The sequence below is a fragment of the Streptomyces sp. NPDC088794 genome, assembly GCF_044750545.1.
GTDB lineage: Bacteria > Actinomycetota > Actinomycetes > Streptomycetales > Streptomycetaceae > Streptomyces.
In genome coordinates, this window is sequence record NZ_JBIVKB010000009.1 from 321,511 (window position 1) to 343,195 (window position 21,685).

General features: G+C 71.0%; 16 protein-coding genes. 4 read left to right on the top strand and 12 right to left on the bottom strand.

Annotated features, from left to right (window positions below; translation table 11 throughout):
* Positions 1-73: 73 nt before the first annotated feature.
* The gene (locus ACIP6U_RS25895) at positions 74-1,009 is read right to left on the bottom strand and encodes a Dyp-type peroxidase (protein WP_401722188.1); all 936 of its coding nucleotides are present in this window, start codon (positions 1,007-1,009) and stop codon (positions 74-76) included.
* Positions 1,010-1,138: 129 nt separating this feature from the next.
* Positions 1,139-1,771, bottom strand: a complete 633-nt coding sequence (locus tag ACIP6U_RS25900; RefSeq protein WP_401722190.1) for a DUF1345 domain-containing protein — start codon at positions 1,769-1,771, stop codon at positions 1,139-1,141.
* A 225-nt stretch (positions 1,772-1,996) separates the two neighbouring features.
* Between ACIP6U_RS25900 and ACIP6U_RS25905 the strand changes: the two genes are divergently transcribed.
* Both ACIP6U_RS25905 and ACIP6U_RS25910 read left to right on the top strand, forming a co-directional pair.
* Positions 1,997-3,220, top strand: coding sequence for a trypsin-like serine peptidase (locus ACIP6U_RS25905; protein ID WP_401722193.1), 1,224 nt, complete (start codon positions 1,997-1,999; stop codon positions 3,218-3,220).
* 199 nt (positions 3,221-3,419) lie between these two features.
* Positions 3,420-4,625, top strand: a complete 1,206-nt coding sequence (locus ACIP6U_RS25910; protein ID WP_401722195.1) for a trypsin-like serine peptidase — start codon at positions 3,420-3,422, stop codon at positions 4,623-4,625.
* A 177-nt stretch (positions 4,626-4,802) separates the two neighbouring features.
* Here the strand turns inward: ACIP6U_RS25910 and hflX are convergent, their stop codons facing one another.
* The 6 genes from hflX to miaA form a co-directional block, all read right to left on the bottom strand.
* Positions 4,803-6,296 carry a GTPase HflX gene (gene hflX / locus ACIP6U_RS25915; protein ID WP_401722198.1) on the bottom strand — a complete coding sequence of 498 codons (1,494 nt, stop codon included), beginning with the start codon at positions 6,294-6,296 and terminating at the stop codon, positions 4,803-4,805.
* Between the two features lie 176 nt (positions 6,297-6,472).
* Positions 6,473-8,005, bottom strand: coding sequence for a M1 family metallopeptidase (locus ACIP6U_RS25920; RefSeq protein WP_401722201.1), 1,533 nt, complete (start codon positions 8,003-8,005; stop codon positions 6,473-6,475).
* A gap of 222 nt (positions 8,006-8,227) precedes the next feature.
* The gene (locus ACIP6U_RS25925; protein WP_401722204.1) at positions 8,228-10,330 is read right to left on the bottom strand and encodes a RelA/SpoT family protein; all 2,103 of its coding nucleotides are present in this window, start codon (positions 10,328-10,330) and stop codon (positions 8,228-8,230) included.
* Between the two features lie 297 nt (positions 10,331-10,627).
* Entirely contained in the window at positions 10,628-11,503 is an 876-nt protein-coding gene (gene dapF / locus ACIP6U_RS25930) for a diaminopimelate epimerase (protein WP_401722207.1), read from the bottom strand.
* Positions 11,504-11,620: 117 nt separating this feature from the next.
* On the bottom strand, positions 11,621-12,130 hold the full coding sequence (locus tag ACIP6U_RS25935; RefSeq protein ID WP_401722365.1) for a hypothetical protein: 510 nt from the start codon (positions 12,128-12,130) through the stop codon (positions 11,621-11,623).
* Positions 12,131-12,235: 105 nt separating this feature from the next.
* Positions 12,236-13,174: a tRNA (adenosine(37)-N6)-dimethylallyltransferase MiaA gene (miaA, locus tag ACIP6U_RS25940; protein WP_401722209.1), complete on the bottom strand. Its 939-nt coding sequence runs from the start codon at positions 13,172-13,174 to the stop codon at positions 12,236-12,238.
* A 182-nt stretch (positions 13,175-13,356) separates the two neighbouring features.
* Between miaA and ACIP6U_RS25945 the strand changes: the two genes are divergently transcribed.
* Positions 13,357-13,677: a hypothetical protein gene (locus tag ACIP6U_RS25945; protein WP_401722212.1), complete on the top strand. Its 321-nt coding sequence runs from the start codon at positions 13,357-13,359 to the stop codon at positions 13,675-13,677.
* Positions 13,678-13,749: 72 nt separating this feature from the next.
* Positions 13,750-14,031: an antitoxin gene (locus tag ACIP6U_RS25950; RefSeq protein WP_401722215.1), complete on the top strand. Its 282-nt coding sequence runs from the start codon at positions 13,750-13,752 to the stop codon at positions 14,029-14,031.
* A 397-nt stretch (positions 14,032-14,428) separates the two neighbouring features.
* On the opposite strand, the gene ACIP6U_RS25955 is transcribed toward ACIP6U_RS25950, so the two are convergent.
* The 4 genes from ACIP6U_RS25955 to ACIP6U_RS25970 form a co-directional block, all read right to left on the bottom strand.
* Entirely contained in the window at positions 14,429-15,145 is a 717-nt protein-coding gene (locus ACIP6U_RS25955; RefSeq protein WP_401722218.1) for a class III extradiol dioxygenase subunit B-like domain-containing protein, read from the bottom strand.
* Positions 15,146-15,282: 137 nt separating this feature from the next.
* On the bottom strand, positions 15,283-16,812 hold the full coding sequence (miaB, locus tag ACIP6U_RS25960; RefSeq protein WP_401722221.1) for a tRNA (N6-isopentenyl adenosine(37)-C2)-methylthiotransferase MiaB: 1,530 nt from the start codon (positions 16,810-16,812) through the stop codon (positions 15,283-15,285).
* Positions 16,813-16,815: 3 nt separating this feature from the next.
* Positions 16,816-17,289: a hypothetical protein gene (locus ACIP6U_RS25965; RefSeq protein WP_401722223.1), complete on the bottom strand. Its 474-nt coding sequence runs from the start codon at positions 17,287-17,289 to the stop codon at positions 16,816-16,818.
* Positions 17,290-17,473: 184 nt separating this feature from the next.
* The gene (locus tag ACIP6U_RS25970) at positions 17,474-21,571 is read right to left on the bottom strand and encodes an SGNH/GDSL hydrolase family protein (RefSeq protein WP_401722225.1); all 4,098 of its coding nucleotides are present in this window, start codon (positions 21,569-21,571) and stop codon (positions 17,474-17,476) included.
* Positions 21,572-21,685: the final 114 nt, after the last annotated feature.

Genomic DNA, 21,685 nt, shown 5'->3' on the forward strand with positions numbered 1-21,685 from the left:
ACAGTGCCCACGCCGACGCGATTCGGCAGGACAGGCTCCCGCCCGAACCGCTCGCCCCTCCGACCAGCCCAGGTCAGCCCGTCGGTGCCGCAGGCAGGTCGTCCAGGAAGGTGACGGTCGGCACGTGGAACAGGCATCCCGTCATCGCGGTCGAGAAGTCGAGGATCCGGTCGTGCTTGGCCCCGTCGTTGCCGAGGAACATGTTCCGGAGCATCCGCTCGGTCACCTCGGGCGTACGGGCGTAGCCGATGAAGTACGTGCCGAACTCGCCGGTGCCCACGGTCCCGAACGGCATGTTCTCCCGCACGATCTTGAGCTCGTTGCCGTCCTCGTCGGTGATGACGTTGAGGGCCACGTGGGAGTCGGCGGGTTTGACGTCGTCGGGGAGTTCGAGGTTGGTCAGCTTGGTGCGTCCGATGGCGTTCTCCTGCTCGTCGGCGGGCAGGGCGTTCCACTCCTTCATGTCGTGCAGGTACTTCTGGACGATCACGTAGCTGCCGCCCTTGAAGGCGTGGTCCTCGTCGCCGATGAGCACGGCGTCGGAGGCGAGCCGGCCCTCGGGGTTCTCGCTGCCGTCGACGAAGCCGAGCAGGTCCCGCTCGTCGAAGTACTTGAAGCCGTGCACCTCGTCGACGACGGTGACCGCGCCGGCCAGCCGTTCCGCGAACAGCCGGGTCAGTTCGAAGCAGAGGTCCATCCGACGGGCGCGTACATGGAAGAGGAGGTCGCCCGGCGTGGACGGGGCCCGGTGCCGGTCACCGGTCAACTCGACGAACGGATGCAGTTGCTGCGGGCGCGGTCCGCTGAACAGCCGGTCCCAGGCCTCCGATCCGATGCCGACGACACAGGTGAGTTCGTCGTCGGGAGCGCGGAAGGCGACCGAGCGGCGCAGCCCCGAGACGTCCTCCAGCAGATCGCGGACCGTCTCCTCCTGCCCCGGCGTGATGGTGACCACGAGAAACATGGCAGCCCTGGCCGGAGGGACGATCACTGGCTGCGACTCGACCACGGGTCGGCCTCCTCAACCTGTACGAGACGGGACCCGCGAGGGGTCCCGAGGTGGGTCCGTTCTCCGCCATCCTGCTGTGTCCCCGGGAAAACCGCACGAGGACACCGAGGACACAAAGGACACAGTGGCTCAGCCGCCGACGAGGCCCACGACGAGGTTGATGGCGGTCGCGAGGATGCTGGTGCCGAAGACGTAGGACAGCAGCGAGTGCCTCAGCACGATCGCGCGGATCTCCGGACTGGAGACGTCGGTGTCGGAGACCTGGTAGGTCATGCCGAGGTTGTAGCTGAAGTAGAAGAAGTCCCGGTACGCCGGCGGCTGGTCGGAGTTGAAGTCGATCCCCTTGCCGGTCTCGTAGTACACGTACGCGTAGCGGGCGGCGTACATCAGGTGCAGCGCTGCCCAGGCCAGGAAGACCGCGCACAGTGCGGTTGTGGCCGTGGCGTGGCCGGGATCGGATCGGCCGCGCACGAGCAGCAGCACGATGGCCACCAGTCCGCCCAGGGCCACCGCGACGACCAGGAGTTCCTCGACGAGGGGCCGGAAGTCCTCGCGTTGGGCGTTGCGGTGGGTGTCGGTGGCGTCCATCGGCCACAGCACCACCCAGCCCGTCACGACGAAGATGAGTTCCGTGGCGGCGATGCCCGCGATCAGGCCCAGATCCAGGTCGGTCGGCAGCCCGACGGCCACCCCGACGACGGTTCCGAGGACCGTCGCGCCGGCGAGCCTGGACAGGGCGTTCAGCGGCTGACGAGTCCCCATGGGTGAACACCGTAGCCCCATCGGCACCGTCCGGCTCGGCAGGGCCCGCCGGGTCGGCGAAGCGGGTCGCGCCGGCCCCCTCGATGGCCAGGTCAGAACCCTCGACACCCAGGTCAGACCGCTTGTAGCCGAACCGTTGCCGTTCCGTGCGACGTCACCCACAGCGGACCCATAGTCTGTGTTGCCGTTCCGCCGAAATCCGTTGAACCCAGGGGGAGTCAGACCATGCGACCCATCCGGCCGTCCTTCACCACCCGCCCGGGGAGGAGTGCGCGCCGCAGAGTCTCCCCCGTGCTGACCGCCGTCGCGATCGCCTCCGCGCTGGCACTCACCGCCACCGCCTGTGGCTCCGGCGACGACACCAAGGCGGACGGGCGGGCCTCGGCCGCGGCCGCCGCGTCGGACGGCGGGCTCAAGATCCCGGACGACATCAGGGACAAGCTCAAAGAGCACGGGATCGACATCGACAAGTGGAAGGACGGCGCCTGGAAGAACTGGGACAAGGACGACTGGCTGCGCGAGGCCGACGACTTCGTCAACCCGATCATCAAGGGCCTGTGGGACCCGGAGCGGATGCGGGACGCCGACGACCCGGACAAGGGCGTCGACGACAGCGACCTCTCGGGCGACCAGGGCGTGACCGACCCGACGCCCGAGCCGGTGGACGCGAAGGCCGTGCCGCCTACGTACCACGCCAACGCGGCGACGGCCGGCAAGGTGTTCTTCGACTCCCCCGAGGGCACGATGGTCTGCTCGGCGACGGTCGTGCAGGATCCGGCGCACCCGGGCAAGTCCAACCTGGTCTGGACGGCGGGCCATTGCGTGCACGCCGGCAAGAAGGGCGGCTGGTACCGCAACATCGCGTTCGTGCCGTCGTACAACGACCAGGGCAAGTCGGCCGCCGAGTTGGAGAACGCCACCCGCGAGGAGACCGCTCCCTACGGCGTGTACTGGGGTGACTGGGCGCAGACCTCCCAGCAGTGGATCGAGCAGGGCGGCGAGACCGGCGGCGACGGAGCCTCGTACGACTACGCCGTCATTCATGTGACGCCCGAGAAGGGCAGCAACGGCAAGTCCCTTGAGGAGACGGTCGGTGCGGCGCTGCCGGTGAACTTCAACGCCCCGGCCGTGCCGAAGGTCGCGAGCATCACGGCGACCGGCTATCCGGCGGCGGCTCCGTTCGACGGCCAACTGCTGTACCAGTGCCAGGACAAGCCGGGCCGGCTGTCGATCAATACCGCGGACCCGACGATGTATCGGATCGGGTGCACCATGACCGGCGGTTCGTCCGGCGGGGGTTGGGTCGCGACGGGGTCGGACGGCAAGCCGGCGCTGGTGTCCAACACCTCGATCGGTCCGGTGACCGCGGGCTGGCTGGCCGGTCCGCGTCTGGGCGACGTGGCGAAGGGCGTGTACGACTCGGTGAGCGAGAAGTTCGCCGGTCAGTGACGGAGCAGCGGACCGTGACGGGACAGCGGACCGTGACGGAGCAGCCGACGCGGTAGACGGACACGGCGGGCGACGGGGTGCCCAAGGACACACACCACCCCGTCCCCGTCCGCCCTCGATCCCCCGGGCGACACCACTCACCGGCCACGGCACCACTCGGAGCACCAACACCGCACGTTTCAACGGGGGTTATCGCACCATGCCTTCCACCCGCACACTCACTGGGCCGGGTCGCCGCCGGCGCACCGCACTTGCAGCCACCGGCCTCCTCACCTCGCTCGCCCTCGCCGCGACCGCGTGCAACGGCTCGGACAACGACAGCGTCGGCGACAAGCCGGCCACCGCCTCGCAGTCGTCCGGCACCGGCGACGGCAAGCCGCACATCCCGGCCGACATAGCGAGCAGGCTCAAGGAGCACGGGATCGATGTCGACGAGTGGGCCAAGGGCGGCTGGAAGGACTGGGACAAGGACAAGTGGCTCAGCGCCGCCAAGGACTTCGTCAACCCGGTGATCGACGACCTCTGGAAGCCCGAGCGGATGAAGTCCGCCCACGAGGCGAACAAGACGGTGTCGACCAAGGACGCAGCCGCCGATCAGGGCGTCAGTGACCCGGTGCCGGCGCCCGTCGAGGCCACGGCCGAGAAGACGCCGTACCACGAGAACGCGGCCCCGGTCGGCAAGGTGTTCTTCGACTCCCCCGAGGGCTCGATGGTCTGCTCGGGCACGGTGATCAAGGACGTGAACCACCCGGGCAGGTCCAACCTGGTCTGGACGGCCGGGCATTGTGTGCACGCGGGCGCGGGCGGCGGCTGGTACCGCAACATCGCCTTCGTCCCGGCCTACAACGACCTCGGCGAGTCGGCCTCGCAGCTCAGCAACGCGAACGCCGCCGAGATCGCCCCGTACGGCAACTGGTGGGCGGACTGGGCGTCGACCTCCGGCCAGTGGATCCAGGGCGGCTCGGAGTCGGGCGGCGCGGGTGCGGCGTACGACTTCGCCGTGCTGCATGTGAAGCCCGAGCAGGGCACCAAGTCCCTTGAGGAGACGGTCGGTGCGGCGCTAGACGTCGACTTCTCGGCGCCGTCCGCGCCCCAGGTCCCCGAGATGGGCGCCTGGGGATACCCGGCGGCGCCGCCGTACGACGGTCTGCAGATGTTCAAGTGCCTCGACCGGCCAGGTCGGTTCTCGCTGGAACCGTCCCTGCCGACGATGTATCGCATCGGCTGCACCATGACCGGTGGCTCGTCCGGCGGCGGCTGGTTCCGGGTGGTGGACGGCGAGACCGAGCTGGTCTCCAACACGTCGATCGGCCCGTCCGACAACACCTGGCTGGCCGGCCCGCAGTTGGGACCGACGGCCGAGTCGCTCTACGAGAACATGAGCCGGACGTACGGCGGTCGGTGAGGCCGGAGGAGCCGGAGAAACCGACACCGCAGGCAATGCCGAAGGCCCGCCCCTGTTCGATCGGGGGCGGGCCTTCGGGCCGTTCAACGGGACGGACGTCCCAGGCGCCACGGACACCCAACCTGCCGGCGTCCCAGGCGCCACGGACGCCCAGTCGCGACAGACGTCCTACGACACTCAGATCAGCGGCGCCGGAACGTACGGCGTAAGCTCCGCCGCCAGTTCCTCATGCACCCGCACCTTGAGCAACGTGCCCTCCGGGGTGTGCTCCTCGGAGATCACCTCGCCCTCGTCGTGCGCGCGGGCGACCAGCTTGCCGTGGGTGTACGGCACGAGCGCCTCGATCTCGACGGATGGCCTCGGCAGCTCGTTGTCGATGAGCGCGAGCAGCTCCGTGATGCCCTGGCCGGTACGGGCCGAGACCGCGATGGAACGCTTCTCGATCCGCATCAGCCGCTGGAGCGTCAACGGGTCGGCCGCGTCCGCCTTGTTGATCACGACGATCTCGGGCACCTTGGTGGCGCCGACGTCCCGGACCACCTCACGCACGGCGGCCAGCTGCTCCTCCGGGTTGGGGTGCGAGCCGTCCACCACGTGCAGGATCAGGTCGGACTCGCCGACCTCCTCCATGGTGGAGCGGAACGCCTCGACCAGGTGGTGCGGCAGGTGCCGGACGAATCCGACGGTGTCGGCCAGCGTGTACAGCCGGCCGCTCGGGGTCTCCGCCCTGCGGACGGTCGGGTCCAGGGTCGCGAACAGGGAGTTCTCGACCAGGACGCCCGCGCCCGTGAGGCGGTTGAGCAGGGACGACTTGCCGGCGTTGGTGTAGCCCGCGATGGCGACCGACGGCACCCGGTGGCGCTTGCGCTCCTGGCGCTTGATGTCGCGGCCGGTCTTCATCTCCGCGATCTCCCGGCGCATCTTCGCCATCTTCTCGCGGATCCGTCGCCGGTCCGTCTCGATCTTGGTCTCACCGGGACCACGGGTGGCGAGGCCGCCGCCCGAGCCGCCGCCCATCTGCCGGGACAGCGACTGGCCCCAGCCGCGCAGCCTCGGCAGCATGTACTGCATCTGCGCGAGCGCGACCTGAGCCTTGCCCTCTCGGGACTTGGCGTGCTGGGCGAAGATGTCGAGGATCAGGGCCGTACGGTCGATGACCTTGACCTTGACGACGTCTTCGAGATGGATGAGCTGGCCCGGACTGAGCTCACCGTCGCAGATCACGGTGTCGGCGCCGGTCTCCAGGACGATGTCCCTGAGCTCGGTCGCCTTGCCGGAGCCGATGTAGGTGGCCGCGTCGGGCTTGTCGCGACGCTGGACGACGCCGTCGAGCACGAGTGCGCCGGCGGTCTCCGCGAGGGCGGCGAGCTCCGCGAGGGAGTTCTCCGCGTCCTGTGCGGTGCCCGTAGTCCACACGCCGACGAGGACGACCCGCTCCAGCCGGAGCTGGCGGTACTCGACCTCGGTGACGTCCTCGAGCTCGGTGGAGAGGCCGACCACACGGCGCAGGGCCGCGCGCTCGGAGCGGTCGAACTGTTCGCCGTCCCGGTCTCCGTCGATCTCGTGGCTCCAGGCGACGTCCTCTTCCATCAGGGCATCGGCCCGAAGACCGTCTGGGTTGTCGTGCGCGAAGCGCTTGGCGTCCTGGGAAGGGGAAGAAGAGGAGGTCATTGGATCCTTACGTAGATGGGGAGTGCGATACGGCGCTCATCAGTCTCAACGTCCGAGTACCCCGGGAGATTCCCGTGTCCCGTCCCGCGCCGACCGAACGATGGTCGCACGGGACGCCTCGTCTCGTCACCGACTTATTTCCCGGCCCCAGCGCCTTCTTTTCCGGCCTCAGCCGCCTATTTCCCGGCCTTCTTCACCGGCTCGACGGCCTTCCAGTCCGGGTGACCGGGCATCGGCGGGGTCTTCTCGCCGTACAGCCAGCCCTTGAAGAAGTCACCGAGGTCGCGGCCGGAGATCTCGGCGGCGAGCTGTTCGAAGTCGGCGGTCGTCGCGGTGCCGTCGCGGTGGAGTTCGACCCAGGTGCGTTCCAGGCGCTCGAAGTCGGAGCGGCCGATCTCCTCGCGCAGGGCGTAGAGGGCGAGCGCGGCGCCGTCGTAGACGTTGGGACGGAAGATGCTGATCTTCTGGCCGGGCTGGGGCGCCTTGGGCCGGGCGGGCGGTCCCCCGGCGGCGCGCCAGCGGTCCGAGGCGCCGTACGCGGCCTTCATCCGCGCCTCCATCGACCGGCCCGCCTTCTCCTGCGCGTACAGCGCCTCGTACCACGTGGCGTGTCCCTCGTTGAGCCACAGGTCGGACCACGCGCGCGGGCTGACGCTGTCGCCGAACCACTGGTGGGACAGCTCGTGGACCATGATCGACTCGACGTACCACTTCGGGTAGGCGGGCTCGGTGAAGAGGTCCTTCTCAAAGAGGGAGAGGGTTTGAGTTTCCAACTCGAAGCCCGTGGTGGCCTCTGCCATGAGCACGCCGTACGTCTCGAAGGGGTACGGGCCGACCTTGCTCTCCATCCAGGCGATCTGGTCGGGCGTCTTGGCGAGCCACGGTTCGAGGGCCGCGCGGTCCTTGGTGGGCACGACATCGCGCACCGGCAGCCCGTTGGGTCCGTCGCGGTGCACCACGCTGGAGCGGCCGATGGAGACCTGGGCGAGCTCGGTGGCCATGGGGTGCTGGGTGCGGTACGTCCAGGTGGTCGCCCTGCCGACGCGGTCCACGCCCGCGGGGAGACCGTTGGCCACGGCGGTGTAGCCGTTCGGGGCGGTGACCCTGATGGTGAACATCGCCTTGTCGGAGGGGTGGTCGTTGCACGGGAACACCAGGTGCGCGGCATCGGCCTGGTTGGCCATCGCGAGCCCGTCCTTGGTGCGCACCCAGCCGCCGTCCTGCCCGTCGGCGGGCACGGGGTCGCTGGTGTGCCGCACGGTGATCCGCGTCCAGCTCCCCTCGGTCAGCGGCTCCCGCGGCGTGACCACAAGGTCGTCACCTGCCTTGGTGTACGACGCCGGCTCGCCGTCGACCTCGACCGACTCGACCTTGCCGTGCGCGAAGTCGAGGTTGAGGCGGTCCAGGTCGGTCGTCGTCCAGGCGTCGATCGTCGTGACCGCCTGGAGGGGCTTGCTGTTGGAGCCCGGATAGGTGAAGGAGAGGTCGTACGACGCCACGTCGTACCCGGGGTTGCCGAGGTACGGGAAGAGGCGGTCGCCGACGCCCAGCGGGGCCGCCGGGGCGCTCGCGGCGAGGAGGCAGACGGAGACGGCGGAGGCGAGCAGCGCGGTCGCCTTCAGGCGGCGGGGGCTCCTCGTGCGGGGGCCTGCGGTGTGCGGGGCGGCGGCCTGGGGGCGGGCCGCCCGGACGCGGGGGGTGAGCAGCATGCACCACGACCTACCAGCGCGCGCGTGCGCTGCGGCGACGGCGCGCGTTCGGCCCACCCGAACGGGTAGGTCGGGCGGGGGTGCATGGCGTGACACACCGGCGCGTCAGCTACCGCGCACGCCCCTCGCAGGACACCGTCGAGGAGGCCGAGGGGCCGCTGCGGAGGCGAGCTCGCCTCCAGTGTCCGGCCTTCCGAGCCCCGTCTTTCGGAGCCCCGTCCTTCACAGCCCCGCCGTCTGCGCCCTGCTCACGTCGTACACCCCGGGCACGTTCCGCATAGCCCGCATCAGGGCCGGAAGGTGGGCCGCGTCCGGGAGTTGGACGGTGTACGTGTGGCGCACCTGCTGCTGTGTCGGGGGTTCGACCGTCGCGGAGACGATCTCCGCACCTTCGAGGGCCATGGCCTCGGTGAGGTCGGCCAGGAGGTGGGGCCGGACGAACGATTCGGCGACCAGGGTGACCCGGCACTCGGCGGTGTCGCCCCAGCGCACGCCGACCTCCGGGCGCCCCGCGGTCTTCATCCGCGCCACCCCGGCGCACTCCACGCGGTGCACGGTCACCACGCCCCCGCGCACGGCGAAGCCGGTCACGTCGTCGGGCGGCACGGGCGTGCAGCAGCCGGCCAGGCGCACGGTCGCGCCGGGCTGGTCGACGGTGACGTGATCGGTGGCGGGCCGGGTGGTCGGCGCCTCGGCAGTAGGCCGCTGCGTGACGGCGGGGCCCTCGGCCTCCTCGGCGGCGTCCTGCGAGGGGTGGGTGGTGATCCAGCGCTGGATGGCGATCCGGGCGGCGGGCGTGTGCGCGTGCTCCAGCCACTCCCTGGAGGGCTCGGAGGCGGGGTCCTGGCCCATGAGGAGCTGGACGGTGTCCCCGTCGCGCAGGGCCGTGCTGAGCGTCGCCAGGCGGCCGTTGACGCGGGCGCCGATGCACGCGTGCGCGTCCTCGCCGTACTGCGCGTAGGCGGCGTCGACGCACGTGGCGCCGTCGGGCAGGCCCAGGGTGCCGCCGTCGGGGCGGTAGACGGTGATCTCGCGGTCCTGGGCGAGGTCCTCACGCAGGGTCGACCAGAAGGTGTCGGGGTCGGGCGCCGCCTCCTGCCAGTCGAGGAGACGGGAGAGCCAGCCGGGCCGGGTGGGGTCGACGCGCTCGCCGTCGGCGGGGTCCTCGGGCGCGGGGGCGTACGGGTTGCCGAGCGCGACGACGCCGGCCTCGGCGACCTTGTGCATCTGGGGTGTGCGGATGAGGACTTCGACGACCTGGCCGTCCCCGCGGGCCACCGCGGTGTGCAGCGACTGGTACAGGTTGAACTTCGGTACGGCGATGAAGTCCTTGAACTCCGAGACGACGGGCGTCATACAGGTGTGCAGCTCGCCCAGGACCGCGTAACAGTCCGCGTCCTCGTTCACGAGCACGAGCAGCCGCCCGAAGTCGGCGCCGCGCAGCTCGCCGCGTTTGCGGGCGACGCGGTGGACGGAGACGAAGTGCCGTGGCCGGATGAGGACTTCGGCCGGGATGTCGGCGTCGCGCAGCACCACGCGCATCTCCTCGGCCATCTCGGCCAGCGGATCGTCCGCGCGGGAGGCGTTGTCGACGATCAACTCCCGTGTGTGCTCGTACTCCTCGGGATGGATGATCTGGAAGACCAGGTCCTCCAGCTCGGTCTTGAGCGCCTGGACACCGAGCCGTTCGGCGAGCGGGATGAGGACGTCGCGGGTCACCTTGGCGATGCGCGCCTGCTTCTCGGGGCGCATCACGCCGAGGGTGCGCATGTTGTGCAGCCGGTCGGCGAGTTTGATCGACATCACGCGTACGTCACTGCCGGCGGCGACGAGCATCTTGCGGAAGGTCTCCGGCTCGGCGGCGGCGCCGTAGTCGACCTTCTCCAACTTCGTCACGCCGTCGACGAGATAGCGGACCTCGGCGCCGAACTCCTCGCCTACCTGGTCCAGCGTCACGTCGGTGTCCTCGACGGTGTCGTGGAGCAGAGAGGCCGTCAAGGTCGTGGTCTCGGCGCCGAGTTCGGCCAGGATCAGGGTCACGGCGAGGGGGTGCGTGATGTACGGCTCGCCGCTCTTGCGCATCTGGCCGCGGTGTGAGGACTCGGCCAACACGTAGGCGCGGCGCAGGGGTTCGAGGTCGGCGTCGGAGTAGTGGGCGCGGTGGGCCTCGGCGACATGGCCGATGGCGTCGGGCAGCCGGTCACGGGCCGTGGGGCCGAGCAGGGCCGCCCGGCCCAGCCGGCGCAGATCGATCCGCGCCCGCCAGCGAGCCGCGGACCCGGTCATCGGACCTGGGGTCGCGGGGTTCGTGGCCTCCGCACTCATGGGCACCTCCGGCTGCGTGGACCGGCGGACGGGGTGCCCCAGGGCGGACACGGCTCAGGGAGCGGCAACACTCCCCGTCCGGGCCGGTGCTTGATGCTACCGAGCCCACCACGTGCGACTGACCGCCTCTCGTCGAGCGTGAAACGGATCACCCATTCGAGCGAAGGTTTGTAGGTTTACGGTTTCGCGCCACACGGAAAGCGGTCGGCCGTGCTTTCGAACCCACGACCGCTCCCCGGGTGACAACTCATGCACCACGCACGCGTGTGCGCCTCGGATGCCAAGCCGCCGCACAGCTCAACTGGCGGCCTTTTCCAGCCACTCGGCATCGATCTCGCCTTCGGCGACGATCACCGCCGGGCCGGTCATCTCGATCTCGCCGTCGGTCCGTTCGGTGATCACCAGCGTCCCGCCGGGCACATCCACGGTGTACGTCGCCGGGGCGCCGGTGACGGCGGGATCGGCGCCGTCCCTGCGCGCGGCGGCCACGGCGACCGCGCACGCGCCCGTGCCGCACGAACGTGTCTCGCCGGCCCCGCGCTCGTGCACGCGCAGCGCCACGTGGCCGGGGCCGCGGTCGACGACGAACTCCACGTTGACCCCGTCCGGGTAGGCGGCGGCCGGGCTGAACGGCGGCGGGGAGTACAGGTCGCCCGCGTGCGCGAGGTCGTCGACGAAGGCCACCGCGTGCGGGTTGCCCATGTTCACGTTCCGCGCGGGCCAGCTGCGCTCGCCGACGCTCACCGTGACGTCCCCCTCGGGCAGGCGCGCCCGGCCCATGCCGACGGTGACGTCACCGTCCTTGGCGATGTGCACGGCCTTCACGCCCCCGCGCGTGGCCACCGCGAGGTCGCCCTCGCCGATGTGTCCGGCACGCAGGAGGTAGCGCGCGAAGACCCGTACGCCGTTGCCGCACATCTCCGCGATCGAGCCGTCGCCGTTGCGGTAGTCCATGAACCACTCCGCCTCGGCCGCCATCTCCCGAGCCTCGGGGTGCGCGGCGGACCGGACCACGTGCAGCAGCCCGTCACCGCCGATGCCCGCACGGCGGTCGCACAGGGCGGCGACGGTCGCCGCCGGCAGGTCGAGGGTGTTGTCGGGGTCCGGGACGATGACGAAGTCGTTCTCGGTGCCGTGGCCCTTGAGGAAGGGGATCCGCGCGCGGGTGCTCATTCTTCGATCGTAAAGGGTGTCGCGTTTCGACCGCGGGCCGGCGGGGGCTGGTCGCGCCCGCGCCGCGGTGCCTCACATCGACACAGCCCCGCGCCCCTCAAAAGCCCGAAAGGCCCTTCAGCGGAGCCGCGCCACGCGCCATACCGCCAGCACGACCACCGCGGCCACGATCACGACGTACGCCAGCACGACCCGCCAGTCCGGCCGGGAGCCGGAACCGCGCTGCGGGAGGCCGGGCCCCGTGTAGCCGACGCGGCGGGCGGCCATCATGCCCCAGCCGGCCGCGCAGGAGCAGATCAGCAGGCCCAGCATGGCGATCACGGCGCCGCTGTCGCCGAAGTCGAAGGCGAGCGGGAAGGCGAACATCAGGGAGCCGACCGCGGCCAGGGCGACGATGGGGGCGAGCTGCCAGATGCGCAGTCGGCGCTGCGGGCGCAGTTCGACCTCGACCTCGGGGCCGCTCGCGAACATCTCCTCGGGCTCGGGACCGTCCGCGGTCACTCCGCCCTGGGTGTCGTCGGGCCCGTCGGGGCTCAGACGGTCCTCGTCCAGTTCCAGCTCCGGCCCGCTGTTCTCAGCGGTCAGGGGCTCGGTGCCGTGCGCGGTGTCGCGAGGGCCGGCCTCCATCGCCACGCGCCCTCCCAACTTAGGAACTAGGTCGATCGAAGCTCGATGATGGCACGGCACCGGAGGCCGCGATGACGGCCGGAGCGTCCCGATGCCATGACGTGATCAGGCTGTGACCGGTCGTTCGACCAACGCCAGTGCGAGGTGCGGAAGTTCTGTGAGATCCGCCGCGGCCCCACTCAACCAGTGCACCCGTGGATCGCGCCTGAACCATGAATCCTGACGGCGCGCGAAGCGCTTGGTGGCACGGACGGTCTCGGTGCGCGCCTCGTCGAGGGTGCACTCTCCCGTGAGCGCGGCCAGGACCTGCTGGTAGCCCAGCGCGCGCGAGGCCGTACGCCCCTCACGCAGGCCCTGCGCCTCCAGCGCGCGGACCTCCGCCACGAGCCCCGCGTCCCACATCCGGTCGACGCGGCGGGCGATGCGCTCGTCGAGTTCGGGGCGGGCCACGTCGACGCCGATCTGGACGGTGTCGTAGACCGAGTCGTGGCCGGGGAGGTTGGCGGTGAAGGGCCGGCCGGTGATCTCGATCACTTCGAGTGCGCGGACGATACGGCGGCCGTTGCTGGGCAGGATCGCGTGCGCGGCCTCGGGGTCGGCGGCGGCGAGGCGGGCGTGCAGCGCGCCCGAGCCGCGCAGGGTGAGCTCCTCCTCGAGGCGGGCCCGCACCTCGGGGTCGGTGCCGGGGAACTCCAGGTTGTCGACGGCCCCGCGGACGTACAGGCCCGAGCCGCCGACGAGGATCGGCCAGCGGCCCTCGGCGAGCAGGGCGTCGATCCGCTCGCGGGCGAGCCGCTGGTACTCGGCGACGGAGGCCGTGACGGTGACGTCCCAGATGTCCAGGAGGTGGTGCGGGACGCCGTCGCGTTCCTCGGGCGTCAGCTTGGCGGTGCCGATGTCCATCCCCCGGTAGAGCTGCATGGAGTCGGCGTTGACGACCTCGCCCCCGAGTTGCCGGGCGAGGAAGACGCCCAGATCGGACTTTCCCGCCGCGGTGGGTCCGACGACGGCGATGACTCGGGGGGCGGGGGGTGCGGTGCTCACCGGACCAGTCTCGCAAACCCGGCGACCACTCCTCGAACGAGTTACGTGACGGTGACGGGACGGGGTCGTTGCCCGGTCGAGGTCCTCGCCGCCGGTTCGCAGGAGGCGGCGGGGCGGGTGACGCGAACGGGCGCACCGGACGACGCGGGATTTCGCCCGCACGAGTAACGTATGGAGTGGATATGGGTGTTTTCGCACGACTTCTCCGGAGGTCGAAGGCCACGGAGGAGGCGTCGACCGCCGAGGCTCAGGACGGCGCGCTGACGGCGTGCTCGGAGTCGGCGGCGGAGCAGGCGGCAGCGGCGAAGGGGTCGGCCGAGGCGTCCGAGGTCCCGTCCGAGGACGCGGGTGCGGCCGAGGTCGAGCCGACGGCGGCGCAGGCGGAGACCCCGGCCGAGCAGGCGGGCTCCGAGGCCGGCTCCGGCGAGGGCGTCGAGATCCCCAAGCAGCAGTCCGCCGAGGCGACGGCCGACAGTGAGGCCGGCGAGGGCGCCCGCACGTAGCCGCCCGGTATACGCGTGCGCCGACGGGGTACCCGGCAGGCGTACGGGGCCGGGACACACGGAAGGTGGACCATGGGTCTCCTGGACAATTTGAAGGCCAAGCTCTCTCCGGCCAAGGACAAGGTCTCGGACCTCGCGCAGCAGCACGGGGGCAAGATCTCGACCGGTATCGACAAGGCCGCGAAGGCCGTCGACGAGAAGACCAAGGGCAAGTACAGCGACCGGATCCAGACGGGGACGGGCAAGGCCAAGGGCGCCATGGACCGGCTCGCCCACAAGGACGACCCGGCGGGCACGACACCGAGCGGCGGCACGACACCGCCGCCGGAGACTCCGCCCCCGCCGACCACCTGACCGGCACGACACATCGACGGACGGCCGCGGGGCCAAGGGCCTCCCGGCCGTCCGCCGTGTCCGGAGCTGCCGTGTCCGAAGCTGCCCTGTCGGAATTGCCACGTCTGGAGCTGCCGCTGCGGAGCTGCCGTGCCCGGAACCGCCGTGGCCGGCCCTCGGACAGCCCGCCCCCAGACCCGCCCTCCGTCTCGGAGCTGCCGTGACCGAGACCGTCGTAGCCGACTCCCGGACAGCCCACCCGTAAACCCGCCCTCCGTCTCGGAGCTGCCGCCGCGGAGCTGCCGTGACCGGAACCGCCGTGCCCGGTACCGCCGTGGCCGGCCCCCGATCAGCCCGCCCCTGGACCCGCCCCCTAGACCCGTCCCAGGACCCGCGAGGCCCGCGTCGACGGCCCGTCTCAAGACCAGGTCGCGACCACGTACCCCACCCCGTACGGGGCGTCCTCGTACAGCAGTGTGCCGGTCAGTTCCGCGTCTTCCGCCGCGCCCGCGAGGACCTGCCAGGGGGCGCGGCCCGAGGCCTTCAGTTCGTACGCCAGCTCGCTGTCCAGTGCCTTGACGGCCGCCACGTCCGCCGTGCCCAGCGCCCGTGCGACCTCCGCGTCGAACGGCGCCGCCCGCTCGTCGAAGTAACCGGGCGCCTTGAGCGTGCGGCAGGCGCTGGCGTCGCCCATCACCAGCAACGCCACCCGCTCGGCACGGGTCGCGAGGTCCCTTCCGACTTGGATACACCGCTCGGCGGCGAGAGGTTCCCCCACCCCGAGTCCCTCGATCGGGGCATCGGACCACCCGGTCCGCTCCAACAGCCACGCGGCGACGGCGAGAGAGGGCGGCAACCGTCGCTCGGACGGGAGATCCGGCCCCCGCTCGCCCAGCCGTACGTCGACCTCGACGCCGAATCCCCGGAAGGACCCCGGCGTGCCCGCGGGATGCGTACCGCGCCCGCTCTGCTCGGCGGGACCGAGGACCACGAGCCGGTCGGGCCGGGCGGCGGCCAGCACCCCGAGCGCGTCCGTGCACGCGGCCCGCGCGACGTCCAGTTCGGAGGCGGCACCGGCGGCGACCTCGGGCACCAGGAGCGGCGGGCAGGGGCAGACTGCGGCGGCTACAAGCATGATCGGCAGCGTAACCCCGCGGGGCGGGCGGGCGTCAGTCCTCAACGAGCACGTCGGTGACTGACGAGCACCTTGGTGACCTCAGTGACATCGGTGACGCGGTGACATCGGTGGCCGTCATGCCGACGACCGTGAGGTCAGTCGCAGCCGCAGCCGCTCCCCGTGGCCACCGGCAGGGGCTCGGGGGCGCCGATCTTCGGCAGGCCCAGCATGACGCCCGTCGGCTTCGCGGACTCCTCGGCGTTGCGCTTCTCCCATGCGTCGCCCGCGCGCGTGCGGCGCACGTCGAGGGTGGGGCCCTCGGCGAGGAGGTGGTGCGGGGCGGCGTAGGTGATCTCGACCGTGACGACGTCGCCGGGCCGGACGTCGGCGTCCGGCTTGGTGAAGTGGACGAGGCGGTTGTCGGGGGCGCGGCCGGAGAGACGGTGGGTGGCGCCGTCCTTGCGGCCCTCGCCCTCGGCGACCATCAGCTCCAGGGTGCGGCCGACCTGCTTCTTGTTCTCGTCCCAGGAGATCTCCTCCTGAAGGGCGACGAGACGCTCGTAGCGCGCCTGGACGACCTCCTTGGGGACCTGGTTCTCCATGGTGGCGGCGGGGGTGCCGGGCCGCTTGGAGTACTGGAAGGTGAACGCCTGCGCGAACCGCGCCTCGCGGACCGCGTGCAGGGTCTGCTCGAAGTCCTCCTCGGTCTCGCCGGGGAAGCCCACGATGATGTCGGTGGTGATCGCCGCGTGCGGGATCGAGGCGCGGACCTTCTCGATGATCCCCAGGTAGCGCTCCTGGCGGTACGAGCGGCGCATCGCCTTCAGGACCGTGTCCGAGCCGGACTGCATCGGCATGTGCAGCTGCGGCATCACGTTCGGCGTCTCGGCCATGGCGGCGATGACGTCGTCGGTGAAGTCACGCGGGTGGGGAGACGTGAAGCGGACGCGCTCCAGGCCGTCGATCTTCCCGCAGGCCCGCAGCAGCTTGCTGAAGGCCTCGCGGTCGCCGATGTCGGAGCCGTACGCGTTGACGTTCTGTCCGAGCAGGGTGATCTCGGAGACGCCCTCGTCGACCAGGGCCTCGATCTCGGCGAGGATGTCGCCGGTGCGGCGGTCCTTCTCCTTGCCGCGCAGGGCCGGGACGATGCAGAACGTGCACGTGTTGTTGCAGCCGACGGAGATCGACACCCACGCCGCGTACACGCTCTCGCGCCGGGTCGGCAGCGTCGAGGGGAACGCCTCCAGGGACTCGGCGATCTCGACCTGCGCCTCCTCCTGCACGCGCGCGCGTTCCAGCAGGACCGGCAGCTTGCCGATGTTGTGCGTGCCGAAGACGACGTCCACCCAGGGGGCCCGCTTCACGATGGTGTCGCGGTCCTTCTGCGCCAGGCAGCCGCCGACCGCGATCTGCATCCCGGGCCGCGAGACCTTCCGCGGCGCGAGGCGGCCGAGGTTGCCGTAGAGCCGGTTGTCGGCGTTCTCCCGCACGGCGCAGGTGTTGAAGACGACCACATCGGCGTCCCCGTCCGATCCCTCGGGGGCGCGGACGTAACCGGCGTCCTCCAGGAGCCCGGACAATCGCTCGGAGTCATGGACGTTCATCTGGCACCCATAAGTGCGCACTTCATACGTTTTGGATGAACGCTCGTCCACTGCCGGGCTCCGGTCGCTGCTGCTGGTCATTCCTCAAGGGTAGGTGCTCGTCGGAACGGGTTGAGCGCGGCAGGTGGCACCGGCCACTTCCGTGACCGCCGGAGCCTTGCTCGCCGAGGTCAGCGTGGCCCGGTAGCAGGCTGTCACCGGCGTGCGGGCGTCCGGGCTGCCGTAGGACGCGTGCGTGGAGAACGTCACGACCGTGGTGCCGTGCCGGGTGGTGACCGTCGGCGTGCCCACGGACAGGTTGCCCGGCGTGGGCAGGGTCGTCGGGGTGAGGGGGGCGGTGCGGCGGGCCACGGCGAGGGTGTCGGCGTAGCGCCAGGCGTCCTGCTTCATGCGCTCGCGCGCCTGGGTGCTGGTCGTGGTGCCGGCGGGCGGGGAGTGCGGCCAGGACACCAGGACCCAGACGAACGCGATGACGGCGATCGCCAGGACGAGGGTGCCGCAGACGGCCACGGTCCGGTAGGCCGTGCGCCGGGGCGGAAGAACAGCACCGGGGTTCATGGGGTTCTCCGTGCCGATGCGGAGCGGCGGGATGAGGGCCGGAGCGGATCGGCGGGGTGGGAGTCGGGCCGGAGCGGACCGGCCGGGTGGGAGTCGGGCCGGAGCGGACCGGTGGGGTGGGAGTCGGGCCGGCGTGCCGGCCCGCGAGGTGTGGAGGTCACCACTCCGCGGGCCGGCACCCGGGTCAGTACTTGGCCGCTGTCATGGCGTTCTGGAACGCCAGGGCGTAGCGGGTCGTGCCCGTCGAGGTGGGATGGTAGCTCTCCATCCCGGGGCAGATCGGGCTGCCCGGGCAGGAGAAGTCGGCCGGGTTGTCGGACGCGGGTCCGGCCACCAGGTCGTTGATGCCCGACGGGGAGTCGCACATGCGGTAGCCGCTGAACTCGTCGTCGGGTGAGTAGAACGTCACCGGGACACCCGCCGCCTTCGCCTGGTCGGCGGCGGCCTGCTCCTTGGCCTGCATGTCGTCGGCCCACTGGTTGAGTTGGGCCTGCGCGCCCGCCGTCATGACGCTGATGCAGGTGAGGCTGCCGGTGTCGAAGAGCTGTGGGTACCCGAGCAGGATGATCTTCGCGTTGGGGGCCTTGGCGTGGATGTCCGCCAGGAGCGGGGGGATCTTCCCGGAGGCGTAGGTCAGGTTCTGCTGCACCGTCGAGTTCGACGGGCACCCCTGGGTGAAGTCGCCGCAAGCGCCGGCGATACCGCCGAAGTTGGCGTCGTTGCCGGTGATGGTGAGCGCGACGAGCGTGGTGTTCGGATCGAGGAACCCGGAGTCGAGCTGGGACACCTCGCCGTACTGCCCGAGCGTGCCGGGCCCTCCGCTGCCGTTGGTGTCGAGGGCGGTGTCCATGTCGTAGGAGTAGGCGCCGCTGCATGCCACCGAGTGGTAGTCGAGCGTGGTGTCGAGGGCGTCGGCGCGGGCCCCGATCGAGGTCGAGGTACCGGGCAGATCCGCCTTGCGGCCCCAGGAGTTGGCGCTGCGCAGGCAGGCGTTCCAGGTGTGTCCGGGAGAGGACTGGGTGGCGATGGAGGCGTACGGGCCGGTGGCCGTGCCGTAGTCGTAGGACCCGGCGCCGGTGCCCGAGGAGTACGAGTCGCCCATCTGCACCACGAAGTCCTTGGGCTTCGCCGACAGGTGCTGGAAGGCCACCGAGTCCCAGGCGACGTCCTCGTCCGCGGTGCCGTCGGGAGCGAAGTTGCTGAGGGAGACTCCCTGGTAGGCGCTGGACGACGAGGCGAAGTCGAACACCCCCAGGCTGACCCAGGAGTTGGTCTGCGCATGCACGTTCAGGATGCGGTTCTCGGCCGTCCCGGCACCCGGATGCACGGTGTAGACGGCGTCCTGCGTCTGCGATCCGGTGTCGGGCAGATGGACCAGGACCCGGGTCCAGCCGTCCAGTTGCTGGCTCAGCTTCCAGGTGCCGGTGACCGCCATGGGTCCGGAGACGTCAGGGGGCTGCGAGAGGTCGTAGCTGTACTGGTTGTCCGCGCCGGTGTCGAGGTTGCGGCTGTGGGCGTACCAGAAGTGGTCGCCGAAGCCGCCGCCGATCTGGTGCAGGTCGCCCTTGGCCTCGTAGTGGTTCTGCGCATCGGCGTCGAAGGCGCTGAAGGAGAAGGAACCCCCGTTGCTCCAGCCCGACTTGGCGCAGCCGTCGGTCATGGTGGGGATGGACGTCGGTACGTCGTCCACGACCACGGACCCGGACGGCGGCGAGTTGTCGCACATGTGCCCGGTGCCGTTGTTGCCGTTGCCCAGTTCGACCTTGAGGGTCTGGTAGGTCAGGTACTCGTGGCCGCAGCTTGTGGGGCAACCGACTTTCCAGGTGGTCTGGTTGGCGTGGTACCAGTGCGGCGGGTCGCAGGTCTCGCCCAGGTGGTCGACCTCGCAGCGCGGCGGGTTCGCCGGGTCGCAGTCGTTCACGAGCGGGGAGCAGAAGGTGTCGAGTCCCGGCTTGACGCTGGAGCGGTCGGCGTCGCTGCTCCACCAGGCGGCCGAGTAGCCGGCGGTGTTGCTGTTGTTGACGGCGCCGCTGTCGGCGTAGGCGCGGCCGGTGTCGATGGGCCAGGCGCCCCAGCCCAGCACCTTCTCCTCGTAGGGCCAGTCCTGCGGGTGGCCCGCGTCGGCGTAGGTGTTCGCGTCGAGGAAGGCGTGCCGGTCCGGCGGGTAGATCGGGTTGGAGGGGTTGTTCAGCCAGCCCAGGCCCCAGTTGGCGGACGGGGTGGCCGGAACGTAGTAGTTGAGGCCGGAGTTGTAGTCCCACAGGGCGGCGAACCAGTTCTCCACGCCCGCGGGGTCGTCCGTGTTGAGCTTGATGCCGCCGGGGGTGATGCCGGTGTCGTGCAGCTCGTTCCACTTCGTCTCGAGCGTCCGCGCGGCGACGGCGATGTTGGAGGTGTAGTCGAGCGCGATGGCCTTCTGCTGGGCGGCCGGCAGTTCGTCCACGGAGCCGGTCTTCATGCCGTCGGTCTGCTGGCCGATGCCGTAGCCGCAGTCGGTCTTGGACCAGTCGATCAGCCAGTGGTCCTCGGGGGTGGCCGGGGTGCTCGGGTGGCCGTAGAAGCCGTTGGTGCTCGCGAGGGTGGAGCTGGTCTGACCGGGCAGGGCGCCGCCCTCGGCCTGCCAGAGGTTGGACTCCTGGGCGAGCACACCGAGGAGCACCTGGGCCGGAATGCGTCCGGTGCTGCCGGTCAGGCCGGGCAGCGGGAACATGCCCTGCGGGTTCACCGTGCCGAGTCCGTCGGCCGTGCGCCAGCCGCCCTGGCGGACGTAGGTGCTGGTCAGGTCACCACGGACGGCCATGTCGACGGCCCACTCGACCTGGTTGGGGGTCGGCTGGTAGGCCTGCTGGGCCGGGTCGTTGCGGGGCTGCGAGCAGGTGCGGTCGTTGTCGACGGTGGAGTTCGGATCACCGGCGACGGTCGCCGCGGCGGCGGAGAGTTCGGTGGCCTTCGCGGTCGCGGCGCCGGACCCGGCACCCGAACCGACCGATGTCGACGAGGACTTGGTGCTCGCGGCACCCGAAGTCGTCAGCGCCGGCGAGGTCTTCTTCCCCGTGGCCTTGGGGCCGGTGGCCGCCGCGCCGACGGTGAAGGAGATCTTCTTGCCGGTCGACGGCACCTCGGTCGTCAGCTGGACCGGCGCGGGGGTGTTCCACGCGGTGGCCGCCAACGGCTGGCTGACATGGCTGCGCAGGCTCTGGGCCACCGCCTGGTCGACGGCGAGCGCGCCGGTGGAGGAGACGGTCGCGTCCGCCCCGACCTTCAACTGCCGCACGGCGGTGGGCAGGGACGCGGTCGCTTTCGCCGTGCCGGTGAGGAAGACCCGGCCGGCGGTGCCGGAGCGCAGGCCCACCTTGCCCGACGGGCCCTGGGCGTACGTGGTGGTCCTCCCGTCCGCGGTACGGCGGGCGCGGGCCTTGTCGCCCTGCTGGTCAAGGAAGTTGACGCCACCGGCGCTGTCGACGCGGAGGTCGAAGGCGGGTCCCGAGGTGCGGGCGAGTTCGGTGGCGCGGTTCGTCCGGTCGAAGCGGATCAGGCGGTCGGCCGCCGCGCCGACGATGGTGTCCCCGGTCGGCACCGCGGAGGTGACCTGGGCGCTCTCGGTCTGCCGGTGGGTGACCTTGCCGGTGACGGTGTCGACGGTCAGCAGCCGGGTCCGGTCGGTCCTGTCGTCGCCGACCTGGGTGAGGACGGCGGTCTCCCCCGCGCCGCATCCCGGGTCGAAGTACGCCAGTGTCACCGTGTCCGCGAGTTTGGTCACCTTGCCGCTGGTCAGGTCGACGACGGCCGCGAAGCCGCCGCGTTCCATCAGTTGCGGGTCGTTGGTGAAGGCGCGGGGCGCGTAGACGACCACCGCGCGTTTCCCTGAGCCGGTCACGCAGGCGTTGCCGATCCACAGGTCGGTGCCGAAGCCGGGTTCGGAGAGCGTGGCGACCGTCCGCCACTGGTAGGCGTCACGGCTCGCGGCGGCGAGCAGGTGCAGGCCGGATCCGTCGCCGGCCACCGTGACCGCGCGGTCGGCGGAGGTCTTCCAGGTCTTCGGCAGAACGCTGTCCGGGGAGAGCACCTCGGCGGACTGGTCCTGCCGCGGCGGCTTCGGATCCCCGGTTCCCGTGGCCGCGGAGTCCTGGGCCGTGCCCGCCGTGTCCTGGGTGCCGGTGGCGGTCGTACTCGTCGAAACGGGTGGCGCGGCCCAGGCCGGTCCGGTCTGGGTCAGGCCGCCGACCGCCAGCAGGGCGGCCGTCAGCGCGATGGACGTACGTGCTCCAGGTCTGAGCCTCAAAGGGTTCTCCAAGGTCCACAAGCGCAGGTGTCTGTACGGACTCCGCGACCGCGGGCGAGGGACGGGACCCCTGGTGCGGGCAGACGTGGACGCACGGCCCCGATGTCCCCGTTC